Source organism: Pseudomonas sp. LjRoot277, from assembly GCF_964253845.1.
Lineage (GTDB): Bacteria > Pseudomonadota > Gammaproteobacteria > Pseudomonadales > Pseudomonadaceae > Aquipseudomonas.
Map to the genome: position 1 here is coordinate 5170291 of NZ_CAXURI020000001.1, position 25976 is coordinate 5196266.

The following is a 25976-nucleotide window of genomic DNA, read 5'->3' on the forward strand; positions in this document are numbered from 1 at the left end:
ATGCTGTATCGCCCGTCACGCAAGACGCCGATCCTTGGCCGCCTGCTGTCCGGGTTGTGCCTGGTGTTTGCCGGGCTGCTGAGCAGCCTGGAGGTCAGCGCCGCGGACATTTTGCTGACCGGCGCCGAGGACAGCCCGGGCATGCAATCCTTCACTCAGGCCCTGAGCGCTTTGCGGCCTGCCGATAACGTGCGCTTCCAGCCGCTGGCCAGCCTGCCGGCACCAGGCAAACTGCCCGCCGGCACCCGTTTGATTCTGCTCGACCTGCCGAGCCTCGACTGGCGCCTGCAAGACGCCCAGGGCCCGGCGACGCTCGTGCTGCGCATCAGTCGCCTGCAAGCCCGTCAGCATCTGGGGGCCACCCTGCCCCCGCACCTCAGCCTGCTCTGGAGCGATCCGCCCCTGGACCGACAATTGCGCCTGACCCGACTGCTGCTGCCTCAGGCCAAACGGGTCGGCGTGCTCTTCGACAGCCACAGCGAATTCCTCTTGAAAGAATTGCATCAGGCCGCCCACGCCCTGGGCCTTGAGGTGGTGACCGAGCGCTGGGACAACACGAACGACAGCCGACCACTGCAGACCTTGCTGAAAAACAGCGACGTGTTGCTGGGCCTCGACGACCCCGATCTGTACAACCCGAAAACCGCGAAAAACCTGTTGCTCAGCAGCTATGCACGGCAATTGGCGCTGATCGGCCCTAACGCCGGGTTCGTCAGGGCCGGGAGCCTGGCCAGCACCTACAGCGATCAGAGCGACTGGCTGGCGATACTCGACGAACTGCTCGACCGGCCACCGGCCACGTGGCCACGCACGCACTACCCGCAACGCTTCAAAGTCTTAAGCAACCCGCAAGTGGCTCGTTCATTAGGTATTGAACAGATGAACGAAGCGTCTGTCGCAACACAGTTGGCCGAAGGAGAAAATCGCCCATGACCTTCCGTCGCCGTTGGGACATCAACACCCGCACACAAATTATCAGCCTCGGCCCTGCCCTGTTGCTGACGTTGCTGTTGATCAGCTTCTTCACCTTCGTGCGGATCCAGGACCTGCGTCAGGAGCTCAATCACACTGGGCAACTGATCGCTAACCAACTGGCGCCAGCCACCGAATACGGGGTGATCTCGGGCAACAACGAGGTGCTCGACAGTTTGCTCAAGGCCACCCTGGCCACGCCCAATGTGCGCTTTCTGGAAGTCCAGGACAGCGCCAACCGGATTCTGGTGTACGTCGAGCAACCGTCGGAAACCCACAACCGCTCGCACCAGGTCGAAGTGTTCCAGGCCCCGGTGCGGCTGCAACGAATCCAGTTGCACAATGATTTCCTGCAGGGCAGCCGCGTCGCCAACACGGCACCCGGCGAGGATTATCTGGGTCGGGTGATCGTCGGCCTGTCCAATGACGCCTTCAGCCAGCGTCAGCAGGAAATCCTGCTGAAGGCCGGGATCCTGGCGCTGTTCGCCCTGTTGTTTACTTTTCTGGTCGCCCGGCGACTGGCCGGCAGCCTGTCGCAACCGATCCGCGACATCGGCAACGCGGTCAAGGCGATTCAGGACGGCGACTACAAAACGCCGCTGCCGATCGTCGACGACACCGAACTGGGTGCGCTGTCGCAACACATCAACAACCTCGCCAACGGGCTCGAACAAGCCAGTCGCGAACAGCATCAAGCGATGGCGCAGTTGATTCAGACTCGCGAGGAAGCGGAAAAGGCCAACAACGCCAAATCCGATTTCCTCGCGATGATGAGCCACGAACTGCGCACGCCGATGAATGGCGTGCTGGGCATGCTGCAACTGCTGGAAACCACTGATATGACCGAGGAGCAGGTCGAATACGCGGCGCTCGCCTCGGAGTCCACCGAACACCTGCTCAAAGTCATCAACGACATTCTCGATTTCTCGCGCATCGAGCGTTCGGAACTGGAGCTGGAGCACATTCCGTTCAACCTCGCGGACCTGATCGGCAGTTGCGCCCAGTCGTTCTCGCACAGCGCCGTGCAACGCGGGCTCGACCTGGCGCTGTCGATTCCGGACGACATGCGCGCGTTGCAGGTGCAGGGCGACCCGACGCGGATCCGGCAGATCCTGGTCAACCTGATCGGCAATGCGCTGAAATTCACCGAACAGGGCCGCGTCAGCATCGAACCGCAATGGCAGTCGCTGGATCACGAACTGCTGTGGTTCACCTGCACTGTGCGCGACAGCGGGATTGGTATCTCGGCTGAAAGCCTGGAACTGATGTTCAACGCCTTCCAGCAGGCCGACAGTTCTATTTCGAGGCGATACGGTGGCACCGGGCTGGGCCTGCCGATTGCTCGCACGCTGGCTGAACGCATGGGCGGCACGTTGCGCGCCCAGAGCGAGGAAGGTCGCGGCTCGGTGTTCACCCTGGAAATCCCGTTGGCGCTCTATAAACAGACGCTGCCGGTGCGGGCGGCGCGCGCACCGACCCGCACCGGTGATGGCGAAGGGCGCAACGTGTTGCTGGTGGAAGACAATCCGGTCAATCAGACGGTCATCGAAGCAATGTTGCGCAGTCTGGGCTTTACTGTCAGCGTCGCCACCGATGGTGCCCAGGCAGTACGCAGTGCCGAGAGTCTGATTTTCGAAGCGATTCTGATGGACTGCAGGCTACCGATCATCGACGGCTACGAGGCCACCCGACAGATTCGCCAATTACCCGGCTGCACAGACTTGCCAATCATCGCGCTGACCGCCAACGCCTTGCAGGGAGACCGCGAAGCCTGTTTATCGGCGGGAATGAACGATTACCTGGCCAAGCCCTTCAAACGCACAGACTTGCAGCAAATTCTGCAGCGCTGGGTGCAGTAGTGCAGGCCTTTCGGCTATCTGCGACTGGCGTGAAAGGCGAAAGTGCGGCAGTCTTAGGCACCCGAACAGGCCCGAAAAGGGGCTTGAATAATAATTTCAGTGCACAAGTGTACATTCATGTCCTTGGTGCTGTGACTTTCACCACAACGCAATAGTCTATGAGTAGGCTGCTGATTCGAGGCATGAACGCTTCGATCGGCCGGGAAGATTTGCCCCACCTGCCGCATGGGACTATTGAGGAGCTCGCATGACCCAACAAAACGCCTTTACTCGGGAAGACCTGCTGCGCTGCAGTCGCGGTGAGCTGTTCGGCCCAGGTAACGCACAACTACCCGCCCCGAACATGTTGATGGTGGATCGCATCACCCATATCAGCGCCGAGGGTGGCAAGTACGGCAAGGGTGAATTGGTCGCCGAGCTGGATATCACTCCGGACCTGTGGTTCTTCGCCTGCCACTTCGAAGGTGATCCGGTGATGCCAGGCTGCCTGGGCCTCGACGCCATGTGGCAACTGGTCGGCTTCTTCCTCGGCTGGCAAGGTCTGCCGGGCCGCGGTCGCGCCCTGGGTTCGGGCGAAGTGAAATTCTTTGGTCAGGTTCTGCCTACCGCCAAGAAAGTAACCTATAACATTCAGATCAAGCGCGTACTGAAAGGCAAGCTGAACCTGGCCATCGCCGATGGTTCGGTCAGCGTCGACGGCCGCGAGATCTACACCGCCGAAGGCCTTCGGGTCGGCGTTTTCACCTCCACTGACAACTTCTAAGGGTTATCCGCATGCGCCGCGTCGTTATCACTGGTCTGGGCATCGTTTCGTGCCTGGGCAATGACAAAGAGACCGTCTCCGCTAACCTGCGTGCAAGCCGCCCTGGCATCCGGTTCAACCCGGAATATGCCGAAATGGGTCTGCGTAGCCAGGTTTCCGGCTCCATTGACCTTCCCCTCGAAGAGCTGATCGATCGCAAGATCTTTCGCTTCGTCGGCCACGCGGCGGCTTACGCCTACCTGGCCATGAAAGATGCCATCGCCGACTCCGGCCTGACCGATGAGCAAGTCTCCAACGTGCGTACCGGCCTGATCGCCGGCTCCGGTGGCGCGTCGACCTTGAACCAGATGGAAGCGCTGGACATCCTGCGCGAGAAAGGCGTCAAGCGCGTCGGTCCGTACCGCGTCACGCGGACCATGGGCAGCACCGTTTCGGCCTGCCTGGCCACGCCGTTCAAGATCAAGGGTGTGAACTACTCGATCTCTTCCGCCTGCGCCACCAGTGCTCACTGCATCGGTACCGCTGTGGAGCAGATCCAGTTGGGCAAGCAGGACATCGTCTTCGCCGGTGGTGGTGAAGAAGAGCATTGGAGCCAATCGTTCCTGTTCGACGCCATGGGCGCCCTGTCCAGCCAGTACAACGAAACCCCGGAAAAAGCCTCGCGTGCCTATGACAAAAACCGTGATGGTTTCGTCATCGCTGGCGGTGGCGGCATGGTCGTGGTCGAAGAGCTGGAACACGCTCTGGCCCGCGGCGCGAAGATCTACGCGGAAATCGTTGGCTACGGCGCGACCTCCGACGGCTACGACATGGTCGCTCCAAGCGGCGAAGGCGCCATCCGCTGCATGCAGATGGCCATGTCCACCGTCGACACTCCGATCGACTACCTGAACACCCACGGCACCTCGACTCCGGTCGGCGACTCCAAGGAAATGGAAGGCGTGCGTGCAGTGTTCGGCGACAAGGCACCGGCCATCAGCTCCACCAAGAGCCTGTCGGGTCACTCCCTGGGCGCCGCTGGCGTTCACGAAGCGATCTACTGCCTGCTGATGATGGAAGGCAACTTCATGGCGGGTTCCGCCAACATCGAGGAACTGGACCCGGAAGTGGCTGACATGCCGATCCTGACCAAGACTCGTGAAGACGCCACCATCAACACCGTGATGAGCAACAGCTTCGGCTTCGGTGGCACCAACGCCACGCTGGTACTGAAGCGCTGGGCCGGTAAGTAATACCTGGCCCCGCTACGCAGCACATAAAAACGCCCCGACTGGTTCGGGGCGTTTTTTTTGTGCTGAATAAATGTGGAACACCGCTCCCACAGGTTCTGCGGTGTTCAATCCATCGAGGTTCCAACCGCGGTTTTAGTCGTCGCAAACATGAAGCTTTTGTCATGAAACTCAGGCGCCTGCGACCGAATGTCGCGTGTTTAGCGGGCTGCAGGACTTTTACCAAACTCGCAAAAGTCCGTTACCTAACTCAGTCGTTTACTTAGCAGGCTAACCAAACATATAACGGAGTCCTGCACACGCCTTGCTGCAGATAACAGAGATTGGAGCTAGCAGATGACTGTAAAAGTAACTGAACGCGACGATTCACATAAGTCCCACGAAGGCGTAGCCGCCGGTATCCGGATCTGGGACGTGCACCAACAAGACATGCTGGTGGGGATGTTCCATTCCGAAACCGATGCCCACAGCTACAAGGTCGAACTGGAAAAACTGGAGCAGCAACGAGAGCTCCAATCCGCATAAGCAATGACAGCATTGAAAACGACAAACCCCGCCATGAGCGGGGTTTGTCGTTGTTGCAGCCTTTAACGGCTTACCACATCAGATCGTCGGGGATCTGATAGGCCGCGTACGGATCGTCTTCGACAGCGACTTCTTCGGTCTTCACGTTCATCTGCACGATACGCTGTGGATCGCGCTCCTGGATCTTCAGGGCCGCCTCACGGGGGATCACTTCATAACCGCCGGCGTGGTGCACGATCGCCAGCGAACCGCTGCTGAGCTTGTTGCGCATCAGCGTGTTGACGCAGATGCGCTTGACCTTCTTGTCGTCGACGAAGTTGTAGTAGTCCTCGGTCGTCAGCTTCGGCAGACGCGAGACTTCGATCAACTGTTTGACCTGAGCCGCGCGAGCCTTGGCTTCGGCCTTCTCCTGTTGCTGACGGTTCAGCTCCTGATCGCGCTTGACCTTCTCGGCCATGGCTTCCTGAGCCGCCCGCTGCTGCGAGTCATCGAGTTCAATCTGACCTTTGTGGGCCAGACGCTGCTGTTTCTGCTTCTCTTTGCCGACCTGTTTGGCCTGCTTCTGGTTGACCAGCCCTGCTTTGAGCAACTGGTCGCGAAGGGAAATGCTCATGGTGCTTATTACTCACTTAGGCAACTGCTCAACCGCAGCTGGGCAAATTCTTTTCCTGACGTTTGGCTTCGCCCCACAAGGCGTCCAACTCTTCGAGGGTGCAATCTTCTATGGGACGGTGGGTGTCGCGCAATGCCTGTTCGATAAAACGGAAGCGTCTTTCGAACTTGCTGTTGGCGCCACGCAGTGCAGTTTCGGGATCGACCTTGAGATGACGCGCCAGATTGACCACGGAAAACAACAGATCACCGACTTCATCGGCAATCGCTACCGAGTCATTGTCGGCCATGGCTTCGAGCACTTCATCAAGTTCTTCGCGCACTTTGTCGAGCACCGGCAAGGCGTCAGGCCAGTCGAAACCGACCTGCCCCGCGCGCTTCTGTAACTTCGCCGAACGGGACAATGCCGGCAGTGCTGCGGGCACGTCGTCGAGCAAGGACAGCTGCGTTGGCGTGGATGATTTCTCCGCCCGTTCTTCAGCCTTGATCTCTTCCCAGCGCTGCTTGACCTGATCTTCATTCAGACGCGGAACATCCAGCGGCGCATACAGATCACCGGTAGGAAAAACGTGAGGATGACGGCGGATCAGCTTGCGAGTGATGCTGTCGATGACACCGGCAAATTCGAAGCGCCCTTCTTCCCGTGCCAGCTGGCTGTAATAAACCACCTGGAACAGCAAATCCCCCAACTCACCCTGCAAGTGATCGAAGTCACCGCGCTCGATGGCGTCGGCGACTTCGTAGGCTTCTTCCAGCGTGTGAGGGACGATGGTTTCGTAGGTTTGCTTGATGTCCCACGGGCAGCCGAACTGCGGATCGCGCAGACGGCTCATCAGGTGAAGCAAGTCTTCAAGGCTGTACATCGGTTTCACGGCGTCCGGTTACGGCGGGTTTCGATGATGTTTGGCAACTGGGAAATCCGCCCCAGCAACCGTCCCAGTGCATCCAGCCCCGGTATCTCGATAGTCAGGGACATCAACGCGGTGTTGTCCTCTTTGTTCGAGCGGGTGTTGACCGCCAGCACGTTGATCCGCTCGTTGAGCAGCACTTGCGAAACGTCACGCAGCAGACCGGACCGATCGTAGGCACGGATGATGATGTCCACCGGATAGGTGAGCACCGGCACCGGCCCCCAGCTGACCTGGATGATCCGCTCGGGCTCGCGCCCGCCCAGTTGCAGCACCGAGGCGCAGTCCTGACGGTGAATACTCACGCCGCGGCCCACGGTGATGTAACCGACGATCGCATCCCCCGGCAACGGCTGGCAGCAGCCGGCCATCTGGGTCATCAGGTTGCCGACACCCTGGATCTGGATGTCGCCGCGCTTGCCCGGTTTGTAACCGGTGGCCTTGCGTGGAATCAGTTCCAGCTGTTCGTTGCCGCGCTCCGGTTCAACCAGTTGCTGCGCCAGGTTCACCAGTTGTGCCAGACGCAAATCGCCTGCGCCCAACGCGGCGAACATGTCCTCGGCGGTTTTCATGTTGGCCTTTTCGGCCAGCTTGTCGAAATCTACGGCGGGCAGACCGAGGCGGTTGAGTTCGCGCTCGAGCAAGGTTTTACCGGCCGCGACGTTCTGATCGCGCGCCTGCAATTTGAACCAGTGAACGATCTTCGCCCGTGCCCGCGAGGTGGTGATGTAACCCAGGTTCGGGTTCAGCCAGTCGCGGCTCGGGGTGCCGTGCTTGCTGGTGATGATCTCGACCTGTTCACCGGTTTGCAGGCTGTAGTTGAGCGGCACGATGCGCCCGTTGATCTTGGCGCCACGACAGTTGTGACCGATTTCGGTGTGCACGCGGTAGGCGAAGTCCAGCGGCGTCGCGCCCTTCGGCAAGTCGATGGCGTGACCGTCCGGGGTGAAGATGTAGACCCGGTCCGGTTCGATATCGACCCGCAGTTGTTCAGCCAGGCCGCCGATGTCGCCCAATTCTTCATGCCACTCGAGGACCTGACGCAGCCAGGAAATTTTCTCTTCGTAGTGATTCGAGCCGGATTTGACGTCGGTGCCCTTGTAGCGCCAGTGCGCGCAAACGCCCAACTCGGCTTCTTCGTGCATGGCGTGGGTGCGGATCTGCACTTCCAGCACCTTGCCCTCGGGGCCAATCACCGCGGTGTGCAGTGAGCGGTAGCCGTTCTCTTTAGGGTTGGCGATGTAGTCGTCGAATTCTTTCGGGATGTGCCGCCACAGGGTGTGGACGATACCGAGCGCGGTGTAGCAGTCGCGCATTTCCGGCACCAGCACGCGAACCGCGCGCACGTCGTAGATCTGGCTGAATTCCAGACCCTTGCGCTGCATTTTGCGCCAGATCGAATAGATGTGTTTGGCCCGGCCGCTGATGTCGGCATCGACGCCGGTCGCGGTCAGCTCATTCTTCAGTTGGCTCATCACGTCAGCGATAAAGCGCTCGCGATCCAGACGCCGCTCATGCAGCAACTTGGCAATCTGTTTGTACTGATCGGGCTCAAGGTAACGGAAGGACAAGTCCTCCAGTTCCCACTTGATGTGACCGATACCGAGACGGTGAGCCAAAGGCGCGTAGATGTCGAAGACTTCACGGGCAACGCGGTTGCGTTTTTCGTCATCGGCGGTTTTCACCGCACGGATCGCACAGGTGCGTTCGGCCAGTTTGATCAGCGCAACGCGAACGTCGTCGACCATGGCAACCAGCATCTTGCGCAGGTTTTCGACCTGGCCCTGCGTGCCCAGCACCAGGGATTGACGGGGGCTGAGGCTGGCGCTGATCGCCGCCATGCGCAACACGCCGTCGATGAGTTTGGCGACCACCGGACCGAAGCGCTGGCTGACCGCCGGCAATTCAATCTGGCCTTCGCGCACGCCGCGATACAGGATCGCGGCAACCAACGAATCCTGATCGAGTTTGAGATCGGCGAGAATCTCGGCGATCTCAAGGCCCGTGCGGAAACTCGAGGTCCCTTCAGACCATAGGTTTTTCGCCGCATTGGCTTGCTGTTCGGCCTGTCGAGCGAACTCGCAGGCTTCCTTCAAGGCTTCGCGATCCAGTGCCGGATCGACACTGACCGCGTGATCGAGCCAAGCCTCGAGATTGATACTGCCGTCGGTGTTGATCGGCTGGTGTGCTCTCACCTGTACCATCTTGCTTACCTTCCCTACGACGCAGATTCAATGCGTCAAATCGCTGACCTTCGTTGCCCGTGCGCCCACATCAGGGCCGGTACGCGGCTGCACGGGCGGGCCAGTCGGACCAGACGAGCCGTCCTAGCTCGCTTCAAATAACGCCATGGCCTCGACATGTGCCGTCTGAGGAAACATATCGAGAATCCCGGCACGTTTTAACCGGTAGCCCTGCTTGATCAATTCGACCGTATCGCGCGCCAGCGTTGCCGGATTGCACGACACATACACCAACCGTTTGGCGCCCAGGGACGCCAGCTTGCGCACTGCCTCGAAAGCACCGTCACGCGGTGGGTCCAAGAGTACCGCACAAAAGCCTTCGCGCGCCCATTCGGCATCGGCCAAAGGCTGGGATAAATCGGCCTGAAAAAACTTCGCATTATGAAGATTGTTGCTAGCAGCGTTTGCGGCTGCTCGCTCGACCATCGCCTGCACACCTTCCACCGCCACCACTTCGCGAACGACCTTGGCCAGCGGCAAGGCAAAGTTACCCAAACCACAGAATAGATCGAGAACTCGTTCATCCGCCGTCGGCTTCAGCCACTCCAGCGCTTGAGCGATCATCGCTTCGTTGACCCCGGCGTTGACCTGGATGAAATCCCCCGGACGGTACGCCAGGTTCAAATCCCACTGCTCAAGCCGATAACCCAACGACTGGTCAGCCTCGACCGGTTGCGGTTCGCCGTCACCGTGCAGCCACAATTGGGCTTCATGGAACGCGCAGAAATCCTTGAGGATCGTCATGTCGGCGTCGGACAGCGGCGCCATGTGCCGCAACAACACCGCCAACGACGAACCACTGAACAATTCCACATGCCCCAGCGCCTGAGGTTTGCTCAAGCGCCGAAGCATTTCCGGCAAGCGGGTCATGATCGGCTGCAAGGGTTGTACCAGCACCGTGCATTCGTTGATCGCAACGATGTCCTGACTGCCAGCGGCGCGGAAACCGACTTCGAGTTTTTTCGCCTTCATGTCCCAGCGCACCGCCACTCGGGCGCGACGCCGGTAACCGAATTCCGGACCGCTCAACGGCGCGGCCCACTCTTCGGGTTCGACACCGGCGACCTTCGACAATTGCTCGGCGAGCATGCGCTGTTTCAGGGCGAGTTGTTCGTTGTGCGGCAGATGTTGCACGCTGCAACCGCCACAGCGACCGGCATGCGGACACGGTGCCGGGCGGCGCAGTTCGCTGGCCTGGAACACCCGTTCGGTGCGCGCCTCGACCACTTTGCCGTGGGCGCCCAACACACGCGCTTCGACTTCTTCACCGGCCAATGCGCCGATGACGAACCAGGTGCGACCTTCAAAAAACGCGATACCGCGACCGTCATTAGCCAGGCGCTCAATACTCAAGCGCTGCTTTTTGCCGGTCGGAATTTGCGGGGCCTTGCTGCCGCCGGTGGGCTGGAAGCGCAGGCCTCTCTCTTGCTTGGCCATCAGTTGGGCGCGTCGAAAATGCCGGTCGACAAGTAACGGTCGCCACGGTCGCAGATGATCGCGACGATCACCGCGTTTTCAACTTCTTTGGACAGACGCAGCATCGCTGCCACCGCACCGCCCGAGGACACGCCACAGAAGATGCCTTCTTCGCGGGCCAGACGACGGGTCACGTCTTCGGCTTCGCTTTGCGCCATATCGACGATCCGGTCCACGCGCTCGGCCTGGTAGATCTTCGGCAGGTATTCCTGCGGCCAGCGACGGATGCCGGGAATCGCCGAGCCTTCCATCGGTTGCAGACCGATGATCTGCACGCTCTCGTTCTGCTCTTTCAAGTAGCGCGAGACGCCCATGATGGTACCGGTGGTGCCCATGGAACTGACGAAATGGGTGATGGTGCCTTCGGTCTGACGCCAGATTTCCGGGCCGGTGGTGGTGTAGTGCGCTTCCGGGTTGTCCCCATTGGCGAACTGATCCAGCACTTTGCCGCGGCCTTCGGCTTCCATTCGCTGAGCGAGGTCGCGGGCACCTTCCATGCCCTCTTCCTGAGTGACCAGAATCAGCTCGGCGCCATATGCCGTCATGGCGGCTTTACGTTCGGCGCTGGAGTTGTCCGGCATGATCAGGATCATCTTGTAACCCTTGATCGCGGCGGCCATCGCCAGAGCGATCCCGGTGTTACCCGAGGTCGCTTCGATCAGCGTATCGCCGACGTGGATCTGCCCGCGCAATTCAGCGCGAGTGATCATCGACAGCGCCGGACGGTCCTTGACCGAACCCGCCGGGTTATTCCCTTCAAGCTTGAGCAAAAGGGTATTGCTGGTGGCGCCAGGCAGGCGCTGCAAACGGACCAGCGGAGTGTTGCCGACGCAATCGGCGATGGTTGGGTACTGCAAGGTCATGGCGTATTCGCAATCCAGACTGCGGGGGCGCCTATCATACCGGCAAACCTTCGCAGGCCATATCACGCAAAGTACGGTGCTTATGGTTTATAGGAATAAGGGGCTGGATCAGTACTCTTCACCTTGCGCCACATTCAATGCATAGAACTCATGCAACTTGGCCTGCAACAACTGTTTGTCCGGTAGTTGCACCTGGTATTCAGCGATCAGCGCTGGCGACAGGCTGCGGTTAAGGGCGTACTCGACCACCTCGTCATCCTTGCTGGCACAGAGCAATACACCAATGGCCGGGTTTTCGTGGGGTTTGCGCTCTTTGCGATCCAGCGCTTCCAGATAGAAGTTCAGCTTGCCCAAATACTCCGGTTTAAAACGACCGACCTTAAGCTCAATGGCTACAAGACAATTAAGGCCACGGTGGAAGAACAGCAGATCGAGGGCGAAATCACACCCACCCACTTGAAGCGGATACTCGGAACCGACAAAGCAGAAATCGCGGCCGAGCTCGCTCAAGAATTCTTTGAGGCGCGCCATCAACCCTTTATGCAGGTCAGTTTCGGCATGGCCACCCGGCAGGTCGAGAAACTCGAGCATGTAGGCATCGCGGAATATCTCAAGCGCTGCCGGGTGGGCTTGTCTCAGCACTGCTGAGATTTTTGCTGGTTGGGTCACGCTTCGTTCGAACAGTGCGGTCTTGAACTGACGCTCTAGTTCGCGCTTCGACCATTTCTCCTGAACTGCTAAACGGACGTAGAACTCCCGCTCTTCCGGCCGTTTACTCTGGCTGAAAATGATCAGGTTGTGCGACCAGGACAATTGTCGCACCAGTGGTGCGACTTTCTCTTCAGCGTGATAAGTCTCATAGAACTGGCGCATGCGAAACAAGTTCGACCGGGTAAAGCCGCGCAACCCTGGTTGAGTCTGAGCCAGATGTTCAGCCAGTTGGCTGACCACAGAATCGCCCCATTCGGCTTTTTCCAGCTTGCGACTGATGTAAGCACCCACCTGCCAATACAGCTCGATCAACTGGGTATTCACCGCCTGCATGGCCTGCTGTTTGGCACTTTGAATCAGCGCAAGCACTTCATTGAAACGGTCGTCGGCTGCGTTGCCGGGGACGCTGGATGCATTCATGCCGAACTCCTGGAGGACGAGAAAAACGCGAGTCTATTCCGTCAAGTCAGGCTTAAGGTGTCGGCAATACCCTTTAGGAAAGGTCGTACAAAATAACGGGAACGCTCCGGCAAAATCAGAACGGTGGTGTAAGGGAGGGCCTCTTCGTCGGAACGCCGCCCGGAGCCGGCTCGCTCCCACAGAATTAGGGGCTGATCACACCATTTGTGGCCGACACACCTCCACTGTGGGAGCGAGCTTGCTCGCGATAGCGTCATCACTCACACCATCAATATCAGCCACCAACCGCATATTCAGCCGCAACCCGGCCTCAGTGTTCTCAGCCCAAAGACTCCCGCCCTGCCGCTGCACCGCATTCCTCGCAATGCTCAACCCCAACCCGAACCCGAACCCACCATCCCCCGGCCGCGAACCGTCGAGCCGAATGAACGGCGAGAAGATCCGCTCAAGATCCGCCTCAGCCACCCCGCCGCCCTCATCCTCCAGCCACACATGCCAGAAGTCGCCATCACGCTGCCCACCAAAACGCACAACGCCGCCCTGCGGTGAATGACGAATGGCATTGCGCAGGATGTTTTCCAGCGCTTGAGCCAAGGTATTGAGATGGCCGCGCACCCAGCAGGACGAATCCACCGCACATTGCAACTGGCTCGCCGGCCAGCCACTTTCATAGCAGGCATTTTCCGTGAGCATTTCCCACAACGCCTGAATCTGGATCGATTCGTCGGGCAATCGAGTGCGTTCGGTGTCGAGCCAGGCCAGTTGCAGGGTGTCTTCCACCAGACGCTGCATGCCATCGACCTCTCGGCCAATGCGCTCGCGCAATTGCGTCAACCCCTGCTCACTTTCGCTGGCCACCCGCAGGCGACTCAGTGGCGTGCGCAATTCGTGGGACAGGTCGCGCAGCAATTGTTGTTGCAGGGCCACCGTGCTTTGCAGGCGCTCGGACATGTGATCGAAGGCCCGGCCCAGTTCGCCCAGCTCATCCGGGCGATTGGTGATGCGGCTCGACAACCGCACGTTCAACTGGTCGGCACGCCAGGCATTGGCCTGTTCGCGCAGGCTGTTCAAGGGCACGACCAGCAACCGATACAGACCGACGCACAACAGTAAGGTGAACAGCCCGGGAATCACCCCGTTGGTGATCACCCGCCAGAACACCCGGTATTGCCCGGGCACGAAACGTCGGGGCAGTTCGATCACCAGACTGCCAGCGGACGGATCGTTGGGAAAAGGCACTCTCAACCACGGCAAACCTTTGGTATGGCGACTCGTCGGCCAATCCAGACCGCGTAAAAAGGTCAGGCGCCGGGTTTCTTTTTCCGTCAGCGGGTAACTGCTCAATGACTGCAAATCGCCGCCAATCACACCGACCCATGTCGACTCGCGATGGCCGACGCTCCGCAACCAGGCATCGACGCCTGCACTCTGGCGCTGATTCCACGCCTGCTCGGCCTCGGCGGCGTAGCGCATCAGCGTGCCCCGTGCCTCGTCGGACAGGAACAGGTTTTTCTGTTCCATGTAGCGCCCCCAGGACCAACTGAGCCAGATCATCAGCAGACAGAACGCCACCAACAAACACGCCAGTTTCCAGAACAGCGAATGCCTGCCCGGCAGGTCAGTCCACTTCATCGACAGCACTCAATACGTAACCCTTGCCCCACACCGTGCGCACTTCGCGCTCGAGGTAACCGACGGCCTTGAGCTTGCGACGGATCTGGCTGATGTGCATATCGAGGCTGCGGTCATGAGGTGCGTAACCGCGCTGCAGCACATGCTGATAAAGGAAGGCTTTGCTCAGGACTTCATCGCCATTGCGATTCAGCGTTTCCAGCAACCGGTACTCGCTGCGGGTCAGGCCGGCAGCGTGTTCGCCATAAAAGACATCACAGCATTCATCGTCGAAACGCAGGCTGTCCGCTGAAGGGGCAATCGGTGCCGGCGCTGGCCGGCGGTCGAGCGCGACACGTCGCAGGATCGCTTCGATGCGCACCCGCAACTCGACCATGCTGAAAGGTTTGGGCAGGTAATCATCGGCGCCCAGCCGAAAACCACTGATGCGATCCGCCTCGGCACCGAGCGCCGACATCAGCACCACCGGGGTGGAATGGCTCTGGCGCAATTGCGTCAGTACATTCAACCCGTCCAGGCCCGGCAGCAGAATATCCATCAGCACCACATCGAAGGCTTGCTGGCGGGCGATGGTCAAGCCTTCCAGACCGTTCTGGCACCAGGTCACCTGAAAACCGCAACGTCCCAGGTGCTCATGAACATAAGCACCGAGCACGAGGTCGTCTTCTATAGACAGGATACGAGGATGGTCAGCGGTGATGGGAGTCATGAGTATCTGCAAATAATTCTCAGTTGGCGATTATTCAAGATTGCCTCGCTGCGGGCAACACAAGGTTTGCCCGTGAGGTAAAAGTGGCGATCCAGCCGACGAATGCCGACATCAATTTTACGAAGATTGCCCGCCTGCAAATCGCTACACTGCGCAGGTGGCGCGTGCTGGACGTACGTGCAGGTCATTAAATAGCTGGATGCAGGAGAGATGCGTGCTCAAGAAACTGGGAATTAAAGGCCGCGTGTTATTGCTGACCCTGTTGCCGACCAGCCTGATGGCCTTGGTTCTGGGCGGCTATTTCACCTGGATGCAGCAATCCGACCTGCAAACCCAGCTCATGCAGCGTGGCGAAATGATCGCCGAACAACTGGCGCCCCTGGTGGCCCCGGCCATGGGCCACAAGAACACCGAGCTTTTGGAACGCATTGCCACCCAATCCCTCGAACAACCGGACGTGCGCGCCGTATCGTTCCTCGCGCCCGACCGCGCCCTGTTGGCCCATGCCGGCCCGACCATGCTCAATCAGGCGCCGATCGGCAACAGTTCACAGATGCTGCGCCGCAGCGGCAATGACGCGACGCGTTATTTGCTGCCGGTGTTCGGCAAGCACCGCAATCTGGCCGGTGACTTGATTCCCGACGAAGCCGACCGCCTGCTGGGCTGGGTCGAACTTGAACTGTCCCATAACGGCATGCTGCTGCGCGGTTACCGCAGCCTGTTCGCCAGCCTGCTGCTGATCGGCGCAGGCCTGGCCGGCGCGGCGTTGCTGGCGTTGCGCATGGGTCGGAGCATCAATCGGCCGCTGAGCCAGATCAAGCAAGCGGTGGCGCAACTCAAGGACGGACATCTGGAAACCCGCCTGCCGCCCCTCGGCAGCCAGGAGCTGGACACACTGGCGTCCGGCATCAACCGCATGGCCGGCACCCTGCAGAACGCGCAGGAAGAATTGCAGCACAGCATCGACCAGGCCACCGAAGACGTGCGCCAGAACCTGGAAACCATCGAGATCCAGAACATCGAACTGGACCTGGCGCGCAAGGAAGCCCTTGAAGCCAGCCGGATCAAATCCGAGTTCCTGGCCAACATGAGCCATGAAATCCGCACGCCGCTCAACGGCATTCTCGGCTTCACCCATCTGCTGCAAAAAAGCGAGCTGACCCCACGCCAGCTCGACTATCTGGGCACCATCGAAAAGTCCGCCGACAGCTTGCTGGGGATCATCAACGAGATTCTCGACTTCTCGAAAATCGAGGCCGGCAAACTGGTGCTCGACCATATTCCGTTCAACTTGCGCGACCTGCTCCAGGACACGCTGACCATCCTCGCCCCGGCCGCCCACGCCAAGCAACTGGAGCTGGTGAGTCTGGTTTATCGCGATACGCCGCTGTCGCTGGTGGGAGATCCGCTGCGGCTCAAGCAGATCCTCACCAACCTGGTCAGCAACGCGATCAAGTTCACCCGCGAAGGCACCATCGTCGCCCGGGCCATGCTCGAGGAAGAGCACGAAGACAGCGTGCAACTGCGTATCAGCATTCAGGACACCGGCATCGGGCTGTCGAACCAGGACGTGCGCGCCTTGTTCCAGGCCTTCAGCCAGGCCGACAATTCGCTGTCGCGGCAACCGGGCGGCACCGGTCTGGGGTTGGTAATTTCCAAACGTCTGATCGAGCAAATGGGCGGCGAGATCGGTGTCGACAGTACCCCCGGCGAAGGCTCGGAATTCTGGATCAGCCTGAGCCTGCCCAAAACCCGCGACGACGCCGAAGACCTGCCCGGCCCACCGTTGCTCGGGCGCCGGGTGGCTGTGCTGGAAAACCACGAACTGGCCCGCCAGGCCTTGCAGCATCAACTGGAAGACTGCGGCCTCGAAGTTACCCCGTTCAATACGTTGGAAAGCCTGACGAATGGCGTGACCGGCGCGCATCAGACCGATCAGGCAATCGACCTGGCAGTGCTCGGCATCACCAGCAACGACATGCCGCCAGAGCGCCTCAATCAGCACATCTGGGACCTTGAACACCTGGGCTGCAAGGTGCTGGTGTTGTGCCCGACCACCGAACAGACGCTGTTCCACCTCTCGGTGCCCAACCCGCACAGCCAGCTCCAGGCCAAACCGGCCTGCACCCGCAAGCTGCGGCGGGCCTTGTCCGACCTGGTCAACCCGCGTCAGCACCGCAGCGAGCCCGGCGAACCGGTGTCCAGCCGCGCGCCAAAAGTGCTGTGTGTCGACGACAACCCGGCCAACTTGCTGCTGGTACAAACCCTGCTCGAAGACATGGGCGCCAAAGTCCTCGCGGTGGAAAGCGGTTACGCAGCGGTCAAGGCCGTGCAGACCGAAACCTTCGACCTGGTGCTGATGGACGTTCAGATGCCCGGCATGGATGGGCGTCAAAGCACTGAAGCGATTCGCCAGTGGGAAAGTGAACGGCATTGCACGCCGCTGCCGATCGTTGCCCTCACCGCTCACGCCATGGCCAACGAAAAACGCGCGCTGCTGCAAAGCGGCATGGACGACTACCTGACCAAACCGATCAGCGAACGGCAATTGGCCCAAGTGGTGCTGAAGTGGACCGGCCTGGCGCTGCGCAATCATGGGCCGGAGCGCTCCAGCGACAGCCACGGTGGCGGTCATGAATTACAGGTGCTCGATCACGAAGAAGGTTTGCGCCTGGCTGCCGGCAAGGCGGATCTCGCGGCGGACATGCTGGCAATGCTGCTGGCATCGCTGGAAGCCGACCGTGAAGCGATTCGCTTCGCCCGGGAAAACAACGACCAGAACGCCCTGATCGAGCGCGTCCATCGCCTGCACGGCGCGACCCGTTATTGCGGTGTCCCGCAACTGCGCGCCGCCTGCCAGCGCAGCGAAACCCTGCTCAAGCAACAGGACCCCAAAGCCCCCAGCGCGCTGGAAGACCTCGACCGGGCCATCAATCGCCTGGCCGCCCATGCCCGTATAAATGCTTGATGTAACGCAAAAAGCTGGCAGCGACGAGCATTAAAGTAGCAGCTGGCGAAGCCTGCGTTCGGCGACGCAGTCGTCGTAAATCCGGCAAACGCGGTTTACCTGAAAGACCGCAGCGCCTGATTTTACGACGACTGCGTCGCCGAACGCAGGCTTCGCCAGCTGCTACATAAAGCGTGACCGAGTCAAATGGAGGACCGCATGCGCACGATTCTTTTCAGCAGCCAGACCTACGACCGCGACAGTTTTCTCAGTGCCGAGCTACCGGCCGGCATTGAACTGCACTTTCAATCAGCGCGACTGAGCCTTGATACGGTGGCGCTGGCGGAGCATCACGAAGTGGTCTGTGCCTTCATTAATGATGACCTCAGCGCGCCGGTGCTCGAACGCCTGGCCGCGGGCGGCACACGCCTGATCGCCCTGCGCTCGGCCGGTTACAACCATGTCGATCTGGCAGTGGCAAAGCGTCTGGGGCTGGCGATTGTGCGCGTCCCCGCCTACTCGCCCCACGCGGTGGCAGAACATGCGGTGGCGCTGATCCTGGCGCTCAACCGGCGTCTGCACCGCGCTTACAACCGCACGCGCGAAGGGGATTTCAGCCTGCACGGGCTGACCGGCTTCGACCTGGTGGGCAAGACCGTCGGCGTGGTCGGCACCGGGCAGATCGGCGCGACCTTCGCGAAAATCATGAACGGCTTTGGCTGCCAATTGCTGGCGTACGACCCCTTCCCCAACCCGCAAGTCGAAGCCCTCGGTGCCCGTTACCTGAGCCTGCCGGAACTGCTGGCCGAGTCGCAGATCATCAGCCTGCACTGCCCGCTCAACGAACAAAGCAAACACTTGATCAATCGCGAGTCACTGGCGCACATGCAAGCGGGTGCGATGCTGATCAACACCGGACGCGGTGGTCTGGTGGACACGCCGGCGCTGATCGACGCGTTAAAGGACGGCCAATTGGGCTATCTGGGGCTGGATGTTTATGAAGAGGAGGCGCAGCTGTTCTTCGAGGACCGCTCCGACCTGCCGCTGCAGGACGATGTGCTGGCGCGGCTGCTGACCTTTCCAAACGTGATCATCACCGCTCACCAGGCCTTCCTGACCCGCGAAGCCTTGGGCGCGATTGCCGCGACCACCCTGCAGAACATCGCGACCTGGGCGGCCGGTTCGCCACAGAATCAGGTCGAGAGCTGATCGGCTCAGGCCTTGGACAAAAGAATCATCAGGGCCAGCCAGCCGAAGCCCAGCAAGCGCTGCCCCAGCGAATGCCCGCGACGCAACAGGAACCAGACAAAAAACGGCGGCAGAAAGAAAATCATCAGTTTCAGCCAGAGTTCCACCGGACGCGACCCGCCGGGTACCGGTGCCGGGATCTCTGCCTCGACTTCGGCTTTACGTTTGCGCCCGAAAGCGGCCGGGGTCACCCTGGGCACCCTCTCATTGGTCGGTAAACGCCCGAAAGAAAGAGGCGCCTGCTCCTGCGTTGCCGTCGACGTATCCGCTTGCACTGCCACCGCAGGTGCACCGCAATGAATGCAAGCAGGCGCCGTGGAGCTGATGCGTTGCTTGCACTCAAAACATTCGATCAACGCCATTTCTATTCCTTAGAGATGCAAAAGCGGCAGTGTGCCATGACTCGGCAGGTGATTTGAACCAGATCGAAGGTAACATGCCCGCGCCATGCTGCGTTCATGCCCGTGCTAGCATATCGCGCATATTTGGAGGACCCATGGTCGAACACGATTTCCGCTATAGCCTGATGAACCCGCAACACACCCTCACCGAATGCCGCGCCCTTGTGCCGGGGCGTTATCAAGTCACCGGCAACGGCGGCTCGATTCGTAACAACGACGTGCTGGTAGTGACCCTCAAAGGCGCCAAGGACTTGTCCATGCGCCTGACCGTCGAAACGGTTCGCCACTTGATCAATCCGCCCGGCCAATGGGTCGCGGTGGCCAGTGGTCCGGTGTTCGGCGAACTGGCGATCCACACCTGGAAAGTCAACTGCGACAGCTGCGCCAAAGAGCTGAACTTCGAGTTCGCGGTCGACGCCAAGCTGGGCAACAAGGCTGAAAAGCCTGCTGCCACCGCGCGGATTGCCGAGCTGGGCTGGACCACGGTCGGCGAGAAGCACCAGTGCCCGAAATGCCAGGAGCCCGCGTGATGAAACGCCTCGCTCTGACCGCTATGGTTGGCGCCAGCCTGCTGGGCTGCGCCGCCGAGCCGGTGCAACTTGAACACAATCGCAGCTACATTCTGGAGTGGATTGGCGAACGTCCGTTGATGGATTACAGCCACCTGACCGTCACCCTCGGTGAAGACGGTCGGGCCTACGGCAACGGCGGCTGCAACCACTGGTTCGCGCCGTACACCCTGGAAGGCGACAAGCTGAGCTTCGGCAAGGTTGGCAGCACGCGCAAACTGTGTGCGCCGGCATTGATGGAGCAAGAAAAACGTTTCCTCCAGGCGTTGGAAAACGTTCAGCGCTGGGACATCTCGCCGATCGACCAGATGCGCTTCTGGCCGGCCGAAGGCAAGCCGTTGCGTTGGTGGCTTGAAGAGGGTTGAGCCGTTGTGGCGAGGGGATTTATCCCCGTTGGACTGCGCAGCAGTCCCTTTTTTGGGGTCGCTGCGCAACCCAACGGGGTGGTGCGGCATTCCGATAAATCCCCTCGCCACAGGTGGGAACGATCAGCGCACTCAATTCTTCGCCTGCAACGCCTCAAGCTTCGCCATCACCCCCGCCGCCGTCTGCTCCCCCATCAGTTGCTCCCTTACCTTGCCCTTGTTATCGATGATGTAAGTCACCGGCAACGCCTCGCTGCGTGGCAGTTCGAACAGCTCCGCCGGATCCTGAGCCAGCACGGTGAACTTGATCCCCAGCTTCTCGCTGGCGCTTTTCAGCTCTTCACCCTGCACATTGTCGAAGTTGACCCCGAACACACCAATCTTCTTGTCCTTGAGCTGATCGGCCAAGGTGTTCAATTCCGGGATCTCGGTCCGGCACGGCCCGCACCATTCAGCCCAGTAATTGAGTACCAGCCATTGTTTGTCCAGACGTCCGGCGGCGACTTTGTGGCCGCTCTGGTCGATGCCATAGTCGTTACCACAGCCCCCCAGCAATAACGTACCGATGATCGCCAATGCCGCTGCCAGTCGCCTAGTCATGTCGTATTCCTTGTTCAAAATTGAATGCGCCTGCGACCCATCGCCTCCCAAGGTTCTGGATTACGCGCTGCACAGTTAGAATAGCCGTCACCTTACGCAAGATGCGAACCGCACATGACCGATCTGACGCTTTATCACAACCCGCGCTGCTCGAAATCCCGCGGTGCGCTCGAACTGCTCGAAGCCCGTGGCCTGACCCCGACGGTGGTCCGCTACCTGGACACCCCGCTGGACGCTGCGCAAATCCAGAGCCTGCTGAAAAAGCTCGGCATCAGCGCCCGACAACTGCTGCGCACCGGTGAGGACGAGTACAAAACCCTCAACCTGGCCGACAACAGCTTGAGCGAGGCGCAATTGATCGCCGCCATCGCCGCCAACCCGAAACTCATGGAGCGACCGATTCTCGAAGTCGGCGACAAAGCCATCATCGGCCGTCCGCCGGAGAATGTGCTGGAGTTGCTGCCGTGAGTGCGCCGTACATTCTGGTTCTGTATTACAGCCGCAGCGGCTCGACCAATGAAATGGCCCGGCAGATTGCCCGTGGCGTCGAGCAGTCCGGGATGGAAGCGCGCCTGCGCACGGTGCCGCCGATTTCCACCGAGTGCGAAGCCGTGTCGCCCGATATTCCGGACGAAGGCGCGCTGTACGCCAGCCTCGACGATTTGAAGAACTGCGCAGGCCTGGCCATGGGCAGCCCGACCCGGTTCGGCAACATGGCGGCGCCGCTCAAGTACTTCCTCGACGGCACCAGCAACCTGTGGCTGACCGGCGCTCTGGTGGGCAAGCCGGCTGGCGTTTTCACCTCCACCGCGAGCCTGCACGGCGGCCAGGAAACCACGCTGCTGTCGATGATGTTGCCCTTGCTGCACCACGGCATGCTGATCACCGGCCTGCCTTACAGCGAATCGGCCCTGCTGGAAACCCGTGGCGGCGGCACGCCTTACGGCGCCAGTCATCACGCCGGGGCCGATGGCAAAAGCGGCTTGAATGAACATGAAGTCGCGCTGTGCCGGGCCTTGGGCCTGCGCTTGGCGAAGACTGCACAGAAACTGGGGAACTGACGTGGCCAAAAAGCCGAAGATTTTGCCCTCCATCGAATGGCTCGAACCCCGAGTCCGAGCGATGCGCGTCATCAGCCTGCTGTGTTACTTCGGTTTGGTGGGCTTGCTGTGCGTCTACTACCTGGTGGTCGCCGACCTGCACGGCGCCCGGCCGTGGGTGATTCTGCTGATCGAACTGGTGCCGCTGCTGTTGCTGGCGCCGGGGATGATTATCGGCAGCGCGCGCGGGCATTCATGGATGTGTTTTGTGGTGAACCTGTATTTCATCAAGGGCGCATTAGCGGCGTATGACCCGAACCGGCAGCTGTTTGGCTTGCTGGAAATGGGCGCGAGCCTGGCGGTGTTCTGCTCGGCGCTGCTGTATGTGCGGTGGCGGTTTCAGCTCAATCGCAAGTTGGCTGGCGAGGGCGAGATTCGCATCGCCTGATCTGACGCCTTCGCGAGCAAGCCCGCTCCCACATTTGATCGCATTCCTCCTGAAAGAACTCGGTCGAACGTGGGAGCGGGCTTGCTCGCGAAGGGCGCGACTCGGTGTTAATGATTCACTGTGTAGGCGAGCATCATCGATATCTGGCTCATCGGCCGCCCACCACTTTCTTCATGCCACTGGTTGAACACGCCCTGCACCGTGGCCAGATCCCGCAGACTGGTCGGCACCTTGTCGACGATCTTCTGCGCATTCAACGCCGCGACCACGTCGTAGCTCGGAACAAACGTGTCCTTGCCGACCATGCGCAAGAACCGCGGTGCCGATAACCCGCCCAATTGATGGCCGCGCTTTTTCAGGTAGGTCCACAACCCAACGATATCCGTGACCGGCCAATCGGCGATCAACGCGCCGAAGCTGCCCTTCTCATGCGCCACATCCAGAATGAACTGCGCGTTGCGCGGCACGCTCTTGAGTTTGCCCAGGTGACGAATGATCCGCGCGTCCTGCATCAAGCGCTCAAGGTGTTCGGCACTCATCAGCACGACTTTCTCAGGGTCGAACTTGAAGAACACTTCTTCGAACGCCGGCCATTTGGCGTCCACCAGACTGTGCTTGAGCCCGGCGCGGAAGACGCGCAGCGCCATGGTCGAGAGGTAGCGGTCGTCGCTGATCTTGCGCAATTGCGCCGGGGTTTTCGGAACGGGCAGATGGGCTTCCAGTTCAGCCGCTGAACCGAAGCGGTTCAGACAGTATTCGTGCAGCCACTTGTAATCGCGCATGCCCTCTCCTGAGGATTGAAATGAAAACCCTGTGGGAGCGGGCTTGCTCGCGAATGCGTAGTGTCATTCAACATTGATGTCGACTGACACTACGCATTCGCGAGCAAGCCCGCTCCCACACAATTTGTGTCAGAGGTTTACTACGTTGACGAAGCGCGAAGCTGCGGTTTCGTCGATCTTGAGATTGGTGAAGTCGAACAGGTTGCGGTCCGCCAGTTGCGACGGGATCACGTTCTGCAAGCTGCGGAAAATGCTTTCGGTGCGGCCTGGCGTCTTGCGTTCCCACTCCTGAAGCATGTCCTTGACCACCTGACGTTGCAGGTTTTCCTGGGAACCACAAAGGTTGCACGGGATGATCGGGAATTGCTTGAAGTCCGAGTAGGCCTGAATGTCTTTTTCGTTGCAGTAGGCCAGCGGGCGGATCACCACGTTGCGGCCATCGTCGGCGCGCAGCTTCGGCGGCATGGCTTTGAGCGAACCGTTGAAGAACATGTTCAGGAAAAAGGTCTCGACGATGTCGTCGCGGTGATGACCGAGGGCCATTTTGGTCGCGCCGATTTCGTCGGCAAAGGTGTAGAGCGTGCCGCGACGCAGGCGCGAGCACAGCGAACAGGTGGTCTTGCCTTCCGGGATCAGCTCCTTGACCACCGAATAGGTGTCTTTCTCGACGATGTGATACTCGATGCCCAGCGCTTTGAGGTAGGCCGGCAGCACGTGCTCAGGAAAACCCGGCTGCTTCTGGTCCATGTTCACGGCCACGATCTCGAACTTGATCGGGGCGACCTTCTGAAAGTGCATCAGCACATCGAGCAGGGTGTAGCTGTCCTTGCCACCGGACAGGCAGACCATGACCTTGTCGCCGTCTTCAATCATGTTGAAATCAGCAACAGCCTCACCGGCCTGGCGGCGAAGGCGCTTTTGCAGTTTGTTCTGGTTGACCGTAAGAGTGCCCATGACGCGAAATCCGTGAGGTGTGACGAAAGGCCGGCATTTTACGCAAAAACACTGCACTTGTGGCGAGGGGGCTTGCCCCCGTTCGGCTGCGAAGCAGTCGTAAAACAGACGCTGCGGATTACCTGTAGAGCTTAGTCGCCTGTTCGGGGCCACTTCGTGGCCCAACGGGGGCAAGCCCCCTCGCCACAGTTTTCACAAAAGCACAGACCCAGCGGCGATTAACAGGCGTGTTTACAGCGCAATTTGCTCTAAAGCCCTGCAACCTGCGCCGTTAAGACCTTTCTATACTGCGACATAAGGTCGCACACATATCCAGACCTTTCCTTACTCGGCCACTTTGGCCCGTAGGCGCTCCACTGGGGGGCGACGGTAAAAACAAGAGGAGTGACTGGCATGATCCATCACGTAGTGGGGCTCTTCACCCACCCTGACCAAGAATGGAAAGAGATTCGTGGCGACCAGGAGGAAAGCATCAGTCACATGTATCTCACTCATACCCTGATTCTGGCGGCGATCCCCGCGATATCCGCGTTTATCGGCACCACTCAGGTCGGCTGGGTCATTGGCAGTCGCGCACCGGTGATGCTGACGGTGGAAAGCGCGATATGGATGACGGTCATGTCGTACCTGGCGATGCTCGGCGGTGTGGCGGTAATGGGCGCGTTCATCCACTGGATGGCTCGTACCTATGACGCCAACCCAAGCCTGGCACGCTGCGTTGCGTTTGCGACCTATACCGCGACACCGCTGTTTATCGGCGGTCTGGCGGCGCTGTACCCACACATGTGGCTCGGGATGATCGTCGGCACCGCGGCCATCTGCTACACGGTGTACCTGCTGTATGTGGGGCTACCCACTTTCATGAACATTCCATCAGACGAGGGATTCCTGTTTTCGAGTTCGGTGCTTGCTGTAGGCCTGGTGGTGCTGGTCGCCATCATGGCGTTCACGGTAATTGTCTGGGGACTCGGCGTGGGGCCGGTCTATACGAATTAGCAACACATCACCCAAAAACAAGATCTGCCAACACAGGCCGCCGCAAGGCGGCCTTCTAATGCTCAAGGATAGAAAACGGTGACGACCATTCGGCGCCTCGGCGATTCGCAACTCCCGAGGGTTGCGGCATACTCGACGTCTCTGGAGATCCATCAAGCATGCCCGAGCAACTCAATACCCGCGTCGAAGACTGTTACCAACTAGCTGAATCCTTTTTCAAACGACCTTTCAAACGCCCCGTGGTGAGTCTCAAGCTGCGCGGGCAGAAAGCCGGTGTCGCGCATTTGCACGAGAACCTGCTGCGCTTCAATCCGCAGCTGTACCGGGAAAACACCGAAGACTTCCTCAAGCAGACCGTGGCTCACGAGGTGGCACACCTGATCGCCCATCAACTGTTCGGCGACCGCATCCAGCCGCATGGCGAAGAGTGGCAACTGATCATGCGCGGCGTGTACGAACTGCCGCCCAATCGCTGCCACACCTATGACGTCAAACGCCGCAGCGTGACCCGCTACATCTACAAATGCCCGTGTGCGGACAGTGACTTTCCGTTTTCGGCCCAGCGCCATGGTTTGGTGAGACAGGGGCGGCGGTATTTGTGTCGGCGGTGCCGGAGCACGTTGGTGTTCAGTGGGGAAATGCGGGTCGAGTAGTTAAATTTTCTGTGTTTGTGCCGGCCTCTTCGCGAGCAAGCCCGCTCCCAC

General features: G+C 59.9%; 26 protein-coding genes. 14 read left to right on the top strand and 12 right to left on the bottom strand.

Annotated elements, in window-relative coordinates:
- The 5 genes from ACSQ87_RS24300 (at position 1) to ACSQ87_RS24320 (ending at position 5348) form a co-directional block, all read left to right on the top strand.
- Positions 1-933: an ABC transporter substrate-binding protein gene (locus tag ACSQ87_RS24300; RefSeq protein WP_223433258.1), complete on the top strand. Its 933-nt coding sequence runs from the start codon at positions 1-3 to the stop codon at positions 931-933.
- Positions 930-2831, top strand: coding sequence for an ATP-binding protein (locus ACSQ87_RS24305; RefSeq protein ID WP_436274542.1), 1902 nt, complete (start codon positions 930-932; stop codon positions 2829-2831). The genes ACSQ87_RS24300 and ACSQ87_RS24305 overlap by 4 nt, the downstream gene beginning before the upstream one ends.
- 247 nt (positions 2832-3078) lie before the next feature.
- Positions 3079-3594, top strand: coding sequence for a 3-hydroxyacyl-[acyl-carrier-protein] dehydratase FabA (gene fabA, locus ACSQ87_RS24310; protein ID WP_008148022.1), 516 nt, complete (start codon positions 3079-3081; stop codon positions 3592-3594).
- 11 nt (positions 3595-3605) lie between these two features.
- Positions 3606-4826 carry a beta-ketoacyl-ACP synthase I gene (gene fabB / locus ACSQ87_RS24315; RefSeq protein WP_150657112.1) on the top strand — a complete coding sequence of 407 codons (1221 nt, stop codon included), beginning with the start codon at positions 3606-3608 and terminating at the stop codon, positions 4824-4826.
- Positions 4827-5159: 333 nt separating this feature from the next.
- Positions 5160-5348 carry a hypothetical protein gene (locus tag ACSQ87_RS24320; protein WP_150657113.1) on the top strand — a complete coding sequence of 63 codons (189 nt, stop codon included), beginning with the start codon at positions 5160-5162 and terminating at the stop codon, positions 5346-5348.
- Positions 5349-5418: 70 nt separating this feature from the next.
- On the opposite strand, the gene ACSQ87_RS24325 is transcribed toward ACSQ87_RS24320, so the two are convergent.
- The 8 genes from ACSQ87_RS24325 to ACSQ87_RS24360 all read right to left on the bottom strand — a co-directional run bounded on the left by ACSQ87_RS24325 (position 5419) and on the right by ACSQ87_RS24360 (position 14922).
- Positions 5419-5961, bottom strand: coding sequence for a DUF2058 domain-containing protein (locus tag ACSQ87_RS24325; RefSeq protein WP_111451715.1), 543 nt, complete (start codon positions 5959-5961; stop codon positions 5419-5421).
- Between the two features lie 28 nt (positions 5962-5989).
- The gene (gene mazG, locus ACSQ87_RS24330) at positions 5990-6823 is read right to left on the bottom strand and encodes a nucleoside triphosphate pyrophosphohydrolase (protein ID WP_436274543.1); all 834 of its coding nucleotides are present in this window, start codon (positions 6821-6823) and stop codon (positions 5990-5992) included.
- Positions 6824-6828: 5 nt separating this feature from the next.
- Complete coding sequence (gene relA, locus ACSQ87_RS24335; RefSeq protein WP_150657115.1) at positions 6829-9072, bottom strand: GTP diphosphokinase; 2244 nt, start codon at positions 9070-9072, stop codon at positions 6829-6831.
- Between the two features lie 123 nt (positions 9073-9195).
- Complete coding sequence (gene rlmD, locus ACSQ87_RS24340) at positions 9196-10548, bottom strand: 23S rRNA (uracil(1939)-C(5))-methyltransferase RlmD (protein WP_150657116.1); 1353 nt, start codon at positions 10546-10548, stop codon at positions 9196-9198.
- On the bottom strand, positions 10548-11450 hold the full coding sequence (gene cysM / locus ACSQ87_RS24345) for a cysteine synthase CysM (RefSeq protein ID WP_008148007.1): 903 nt from the start codon (positions 11448-11450) through the stop codon (positions 10548-10550). Before cysM ends, rlmD begins: the two co-directional genes overlap by 1 nt.
- A 108-nt stretch (positions 11451-11558) precedes the next feature.
- Positions 11559-12581: a PDDEXK nuclease domain-containing protein gene (locus ACSQ87_RS24350; RefSeq protein WP_436274544.1), complete on the bottom strand. Its 1023-nt coding sequence runs from the start codon at positions 12579-12581 to the stop codon at positions 11559-11561.
- Positions 12582-12776: 195 nt separating this feature from the next.
- Positions 12777-14213: a histidine kinase sensor domain-containing protein gene (locus tag ACSQ87_RS24355; RefSeq protein WP_436274545.1), complete on the bottom strand. Its 1437-nt coding sequence runs from the start codon at positions 14211-14213 to the stop codon at positions 12777-12779.
- Positions 14200-14922: a response regulator transcription factor gene (locus ACSQ87_RS24360; protein WP_436274546.1), complete on the bottom strand. Its 723-nt coding sequence runs from the start codon at positions 14920-14922 to the stop codon at positions 14200-14202. The genes ACSQ87_RS24355 and ACSQ87_RS24360 overlap by 14 nt, the downstream gene beginning before the upstream one ends.
- A 214-nt stretch (positions 14923-15136) precedes the next feature.
- Between ACSQ87_RS24360 and ACSQ87_RS24365 the strand changes: the two genes are divergently transcribed.
- Positions 15137-17890: a response regulator gene (locus ACSQ87_RS24365; RefSeq protein WP_223433251.1), complete on the top strand. Its 2754-nt coding sequence runs from the start codon at positions 15137-15139 to the stop codon at positions 17888-17890.
- A 198-nt stretch (positions 17891-18088) separates the two neighbouring features.
- Positions 18089-19078 carry a 2-hydroxyacid dehydrogenase gene (locus tag ACSQ87_RS24370; protein WP_223433250.1) on the top strand — a complete coding sequence of 330 codons (990 nt, stop codon included), beginning with the start codon at positions 18089-18091 and terminating at the stop codon, positions 19076-19078.
- Between the two features lie 5 nt (positions 19079-19083).
- On the opposite strand, the gene ACSQ87_RS24375 is transcribed toward ACSQ87_RS24370, so the two are convergent.
- Entirely contained in the window at positions 19084-19479 is a 396-nt protein-coding gene (locus tag ACSQ87_RS24375) for a hypothetical protein (protein ID WP_095132438.1), read from the bottom strand.
- A gap of 134 nt (positions 19480-19613) precedes the next feature.
- Here ACSQ87_RS24375 and ACSQ87_RS24380 point away from each other — a divergent pair, with 134 nt between their 5' ends.
- Together ACSQ87_RS24380 and ACSQ87_RS24385 are read left to right on the top strand one after the other, a co-directional pair.
- On the top strand, positions 19614-20048 hold the full coding sequence (locus ACSQ87_RS24380) for a hypothetical protein (RefSeq protein WP_223433249.1): 435 nt from the start codon (positions 19614-19616) through the stop codon (positions 20046-20048).
- Positions 20048-20452, top strand: coding sequence for an META domain-containing protein (locus ACSQ87_RS24385; RefSeq protein ID WP_046046491.1), 405 nt, complete (start codon positions 20048-20050; stop codon positions 20450-20452). Before ACSQ87_RS24380 ends, ACSQ87_RS24385 begins: the two co-directional genes overlap by 1 nt.
- Positions 20453-20584: 132 nt before the next feature.
- On the opposite strand, the gene ACSQ87_RS24390 is transcribed toward ACSQ87_RS24385, so the two are convergent.
- On the bottom strand, positions 20585-21052 hold the full coding sequence (locus ACSQ87_RS24390) for a TlpA disulfide reductase family protein (RefSeq protein ID WP_436274547.1): 468 nt from the start codon (positions 21050-21052) through the stop codon (positions 20585-20587).
- Between the two features lie 114 nt (positions 21053-21166).
- Between ACSQ87_RS24390 and arsC the strand changes: the two genes are divergently transcribed.
- Genes arsC through ACSQ87_RS24405 form a run of 3 tightly spaced genes read left to right on the top strand, consistent with a single transcriptional unit; the run spans position 21167 to position 22540 of the window.
- A complete protein-coding gene (arsC, locus tag ACSQ87_RS24395; protein ID WP_223433247.1) occupies positions 21167-21520 on the top strand; it encodes an arsenate reductase (glutaredoxin) in 354 nt (117 codons plus the stop codon).
- Complete coding sequence (gene wrbA, locus ACSQ87_RS24400) at positions 21517-22113, top strand: NAD(P)H:quinone oxidoreductase (protein WP_046046494.1); 597 nt, start codon at positions 21517-21519, stop codon at positions 22111-22113. Before arsC ends, wrbA begins: the two co-directional genes overlap by 4 nt.
- 1 nt (position 22114) lies before the next feature.
- Complete coding sequence (locus ACSQ87_RS24405) at positions 22115-22540, top strand: DUF2069 domain-containing protein (RefSeq protein WP_436274548.1); 426 nt, start codon at positions 22115-22117, stop codon at positions 22538-22540.
- Between the two features lie 107 nt (positions 22541-22647).
- Here the strand turns inward: ACSQ87_RS24405 and ACSQ87_RS24410 are convergent, their stop codons facing one another.
- Both ACSQ87_RS24410 and ttcA read right to left on the bottom strand, forming a co-directional pair.
- Positions 22648-23322 (bottom strand): DNA-3-methyladenine glycosylase I, encoded by a 675-nt coding sequence (locus ACSQ87_RS24410; protein ID WP_074879137.1) that lies wholly within the window; start codon positions 23320-23322, stop codon positions 22648-22650.
- Between the two features lie 129 nt (positions 23323-23451).
- The gene (ttcA, locus tag ACSQ87_RS24415; protein WP_150657134.1) at positions 23452-24276 is read right to left on the bottom strand and encodes a tRNA 2-thiocytidine(32) synthetase TtcA; all 825 of its coding nucleotides are present in this window, start codon (positions 24274-24276) and stop codon (positions 23452-23454) included.
- Between the two features lie 393 nt (positions 24277-24669).
- Between ttcA and ACSQ87_RS24420 the strand changes: the two genes are divergently transcribed.
- Positions 24670-25272 (top strand): Yip1 family protein, encoded by a 603-nt coding sequence (locus ACSQ87_RS24420; protein WP_095132452.1) that lies wholly within the window; start codon positions 24670-24672, stop codon positions 25270-25272.
- 158 nt (positions 25273-25430) lie between these two features.
- Positions 25431-25925: a SprT family zinc-dependent metalloprotease gene (locus ACSQ87_RS24425; protein ID WP_033055255.1), complete on the top strand. Its 495-nt coding sequence runs from the start codon at positions 25431-25433 to the stop codon at positions 25923-25925.
- Positions 25926-25976: the final 51 nt, after the last annotated feature.

Coding starts and splice junctions, on each gene's coding strand:
- ACSQ87_RS24300 (WP_223433258.1), top strand. CDS start 1: ATGCTGTATCGCCCGTCACGCAAGACGCCGATCCTTGGCCGCCTGCTG.
- ACSQ87_RS24305 (WP_436274542.1), top strand. CDS start 930: ATGACCTTCCGTCGCCGTTGGGACATCAACACCCGCACACAAATTATC.
- fabA (WP_008148022.1), top strand. CDS start 3,079: ATGACCCAACAAAACGCCTTTACTCGGGAAGACCTGCTGCGCTGCAGT.
- fabB (WP_150657112.1), top strand. CDS start 3,606: ATGCGCCGCGTCGTTATCACTGGTCTGGGCATCGTTTCGTGCCTGGGC.
- ACSQ87_RS24320 (WP_150657113.1), top strand. CDS start 5,160: ATGACTGTAAAAGTAACTGAACGCGACGATTCACATAAGTCCCACGAA.
- ACSQ87_RS24325 (WP_111451715.1), bottom strand. CDS start 5,961: ATGAGCATTTCCCTTCGCGACCAGTTGCTCAAAGCAGGGCTGGTCAAC.
- mazG (WP_436274543.1), bottom strand. CDS start 6,823: ATGTACAGCCTTGAAGACTTGCTTCACCTGATGAGCCGTCTGCGCGAT.
- relA (WP_150657115.1), bottom strand. CDS start 9,072: ATGGTACAGGTGAGAGCACACCAGCCGATCAACACCGACGGCAGTATC.
- rlmD (WP_150657116.1), bottom strand. CDS start 10,548: ATGGCCAAGCAAGAGAGAGGCCTGCGCTTCCAGCCCACCGGCGGCAGC.
- cysM (WP_008148007.1), bottom strand. CDS start 11,450: ATGACCTTGCAGTACCCAACCATCGCCGATTGCGTCGGCAACACTCCG.
- ACSQ87_RS24350 (WP_436274544.1), bottom strand. CDS start 12,581: ATGAATGCATCCAGCGTCCCCGGCAACGCAGCCGACGACCGTTTCAAT.
- ACSQ87_RS24355 (WP_436274545.1), bottom strand. CDS start 14,213: ATGAAGTGGACTGACCTGCCGGGCAGGCATTCGCTGTTCTGGAAACTG.
- ACSQ87_RS24360 (WP_436274546.1), bottom strand. CDS start 14,922: ATGACTCCCATCACCGCTGACCATCCTCGTATCCTGTCTATAGAAGAC.
- ACSQ87_RS24370 (WP_223433250.1), top strand. CDS start 18,089: ATGCGCACGATTCTTTTCAGCAGCCAGACCTACGACCGCGACAGTTTT.
- ACSQ87_RS24375 (WP_095132438.1), bottom strand. CDS start 19,479: ATGGCGTTGATCGAATGTTTTGAGTGCAAGCAACGCATCAGCTCCACG.
- ACSQ87_RS24380 (WP_223433249.1), top strand. CDS start 19,614: ATGGTCGAACACGATTTCCGCTATAGCCTGATGAACCCGCAACACACC.
- ACSQ87_RS24385 (WP_046046491.1), top strand. CDS start 20,048: ATGAAACGCCTCGCTCTGACCGCTATGGTTGGCGCCAGCCTGCTGGGC.
- ACSQ87_RS24390 (WP_436274547.1), bottom strand. CDS start 21,052: ATGACTAGGCGACTGGCAGCGGCATTGGCGATCATCGGTACGTTATTG.
- arsC (WP_223433247.1), top strand. CDS start 21,167: ATGACCGATCTGACGCTTTATCACAACCCGCGCTGCTCGAAATCCCGC.
- ACSQ87_RS24410 (WP_074879137.1), bottom strand. CDS start 23,322: ATGCGCGATTACAAGTGGCTGCACGAATACTGTCTGAACCGCTTCGGT.
- ttcA (WP_150657134.1), bottom strand. CDS start 24,276: ATGGGCACTCTTACGGTCAACCAGAACAAACTGCAAAAGCGCCTTCGC.
- ACSQ87_RS24420 (WP_095132452.1), top strand. CDS start 24,670: ATGATCCATCACGTAGTGGGGCTCTTCACCCACCCTGACCAAGAATGG.
- ACSQ87_RS24425 (WP_033055255.1), top strand. CDS start 25,431: ATGCCCGAGCAACTCAATACCCGCGTCGAAGACTGTTACCAACTAGCT.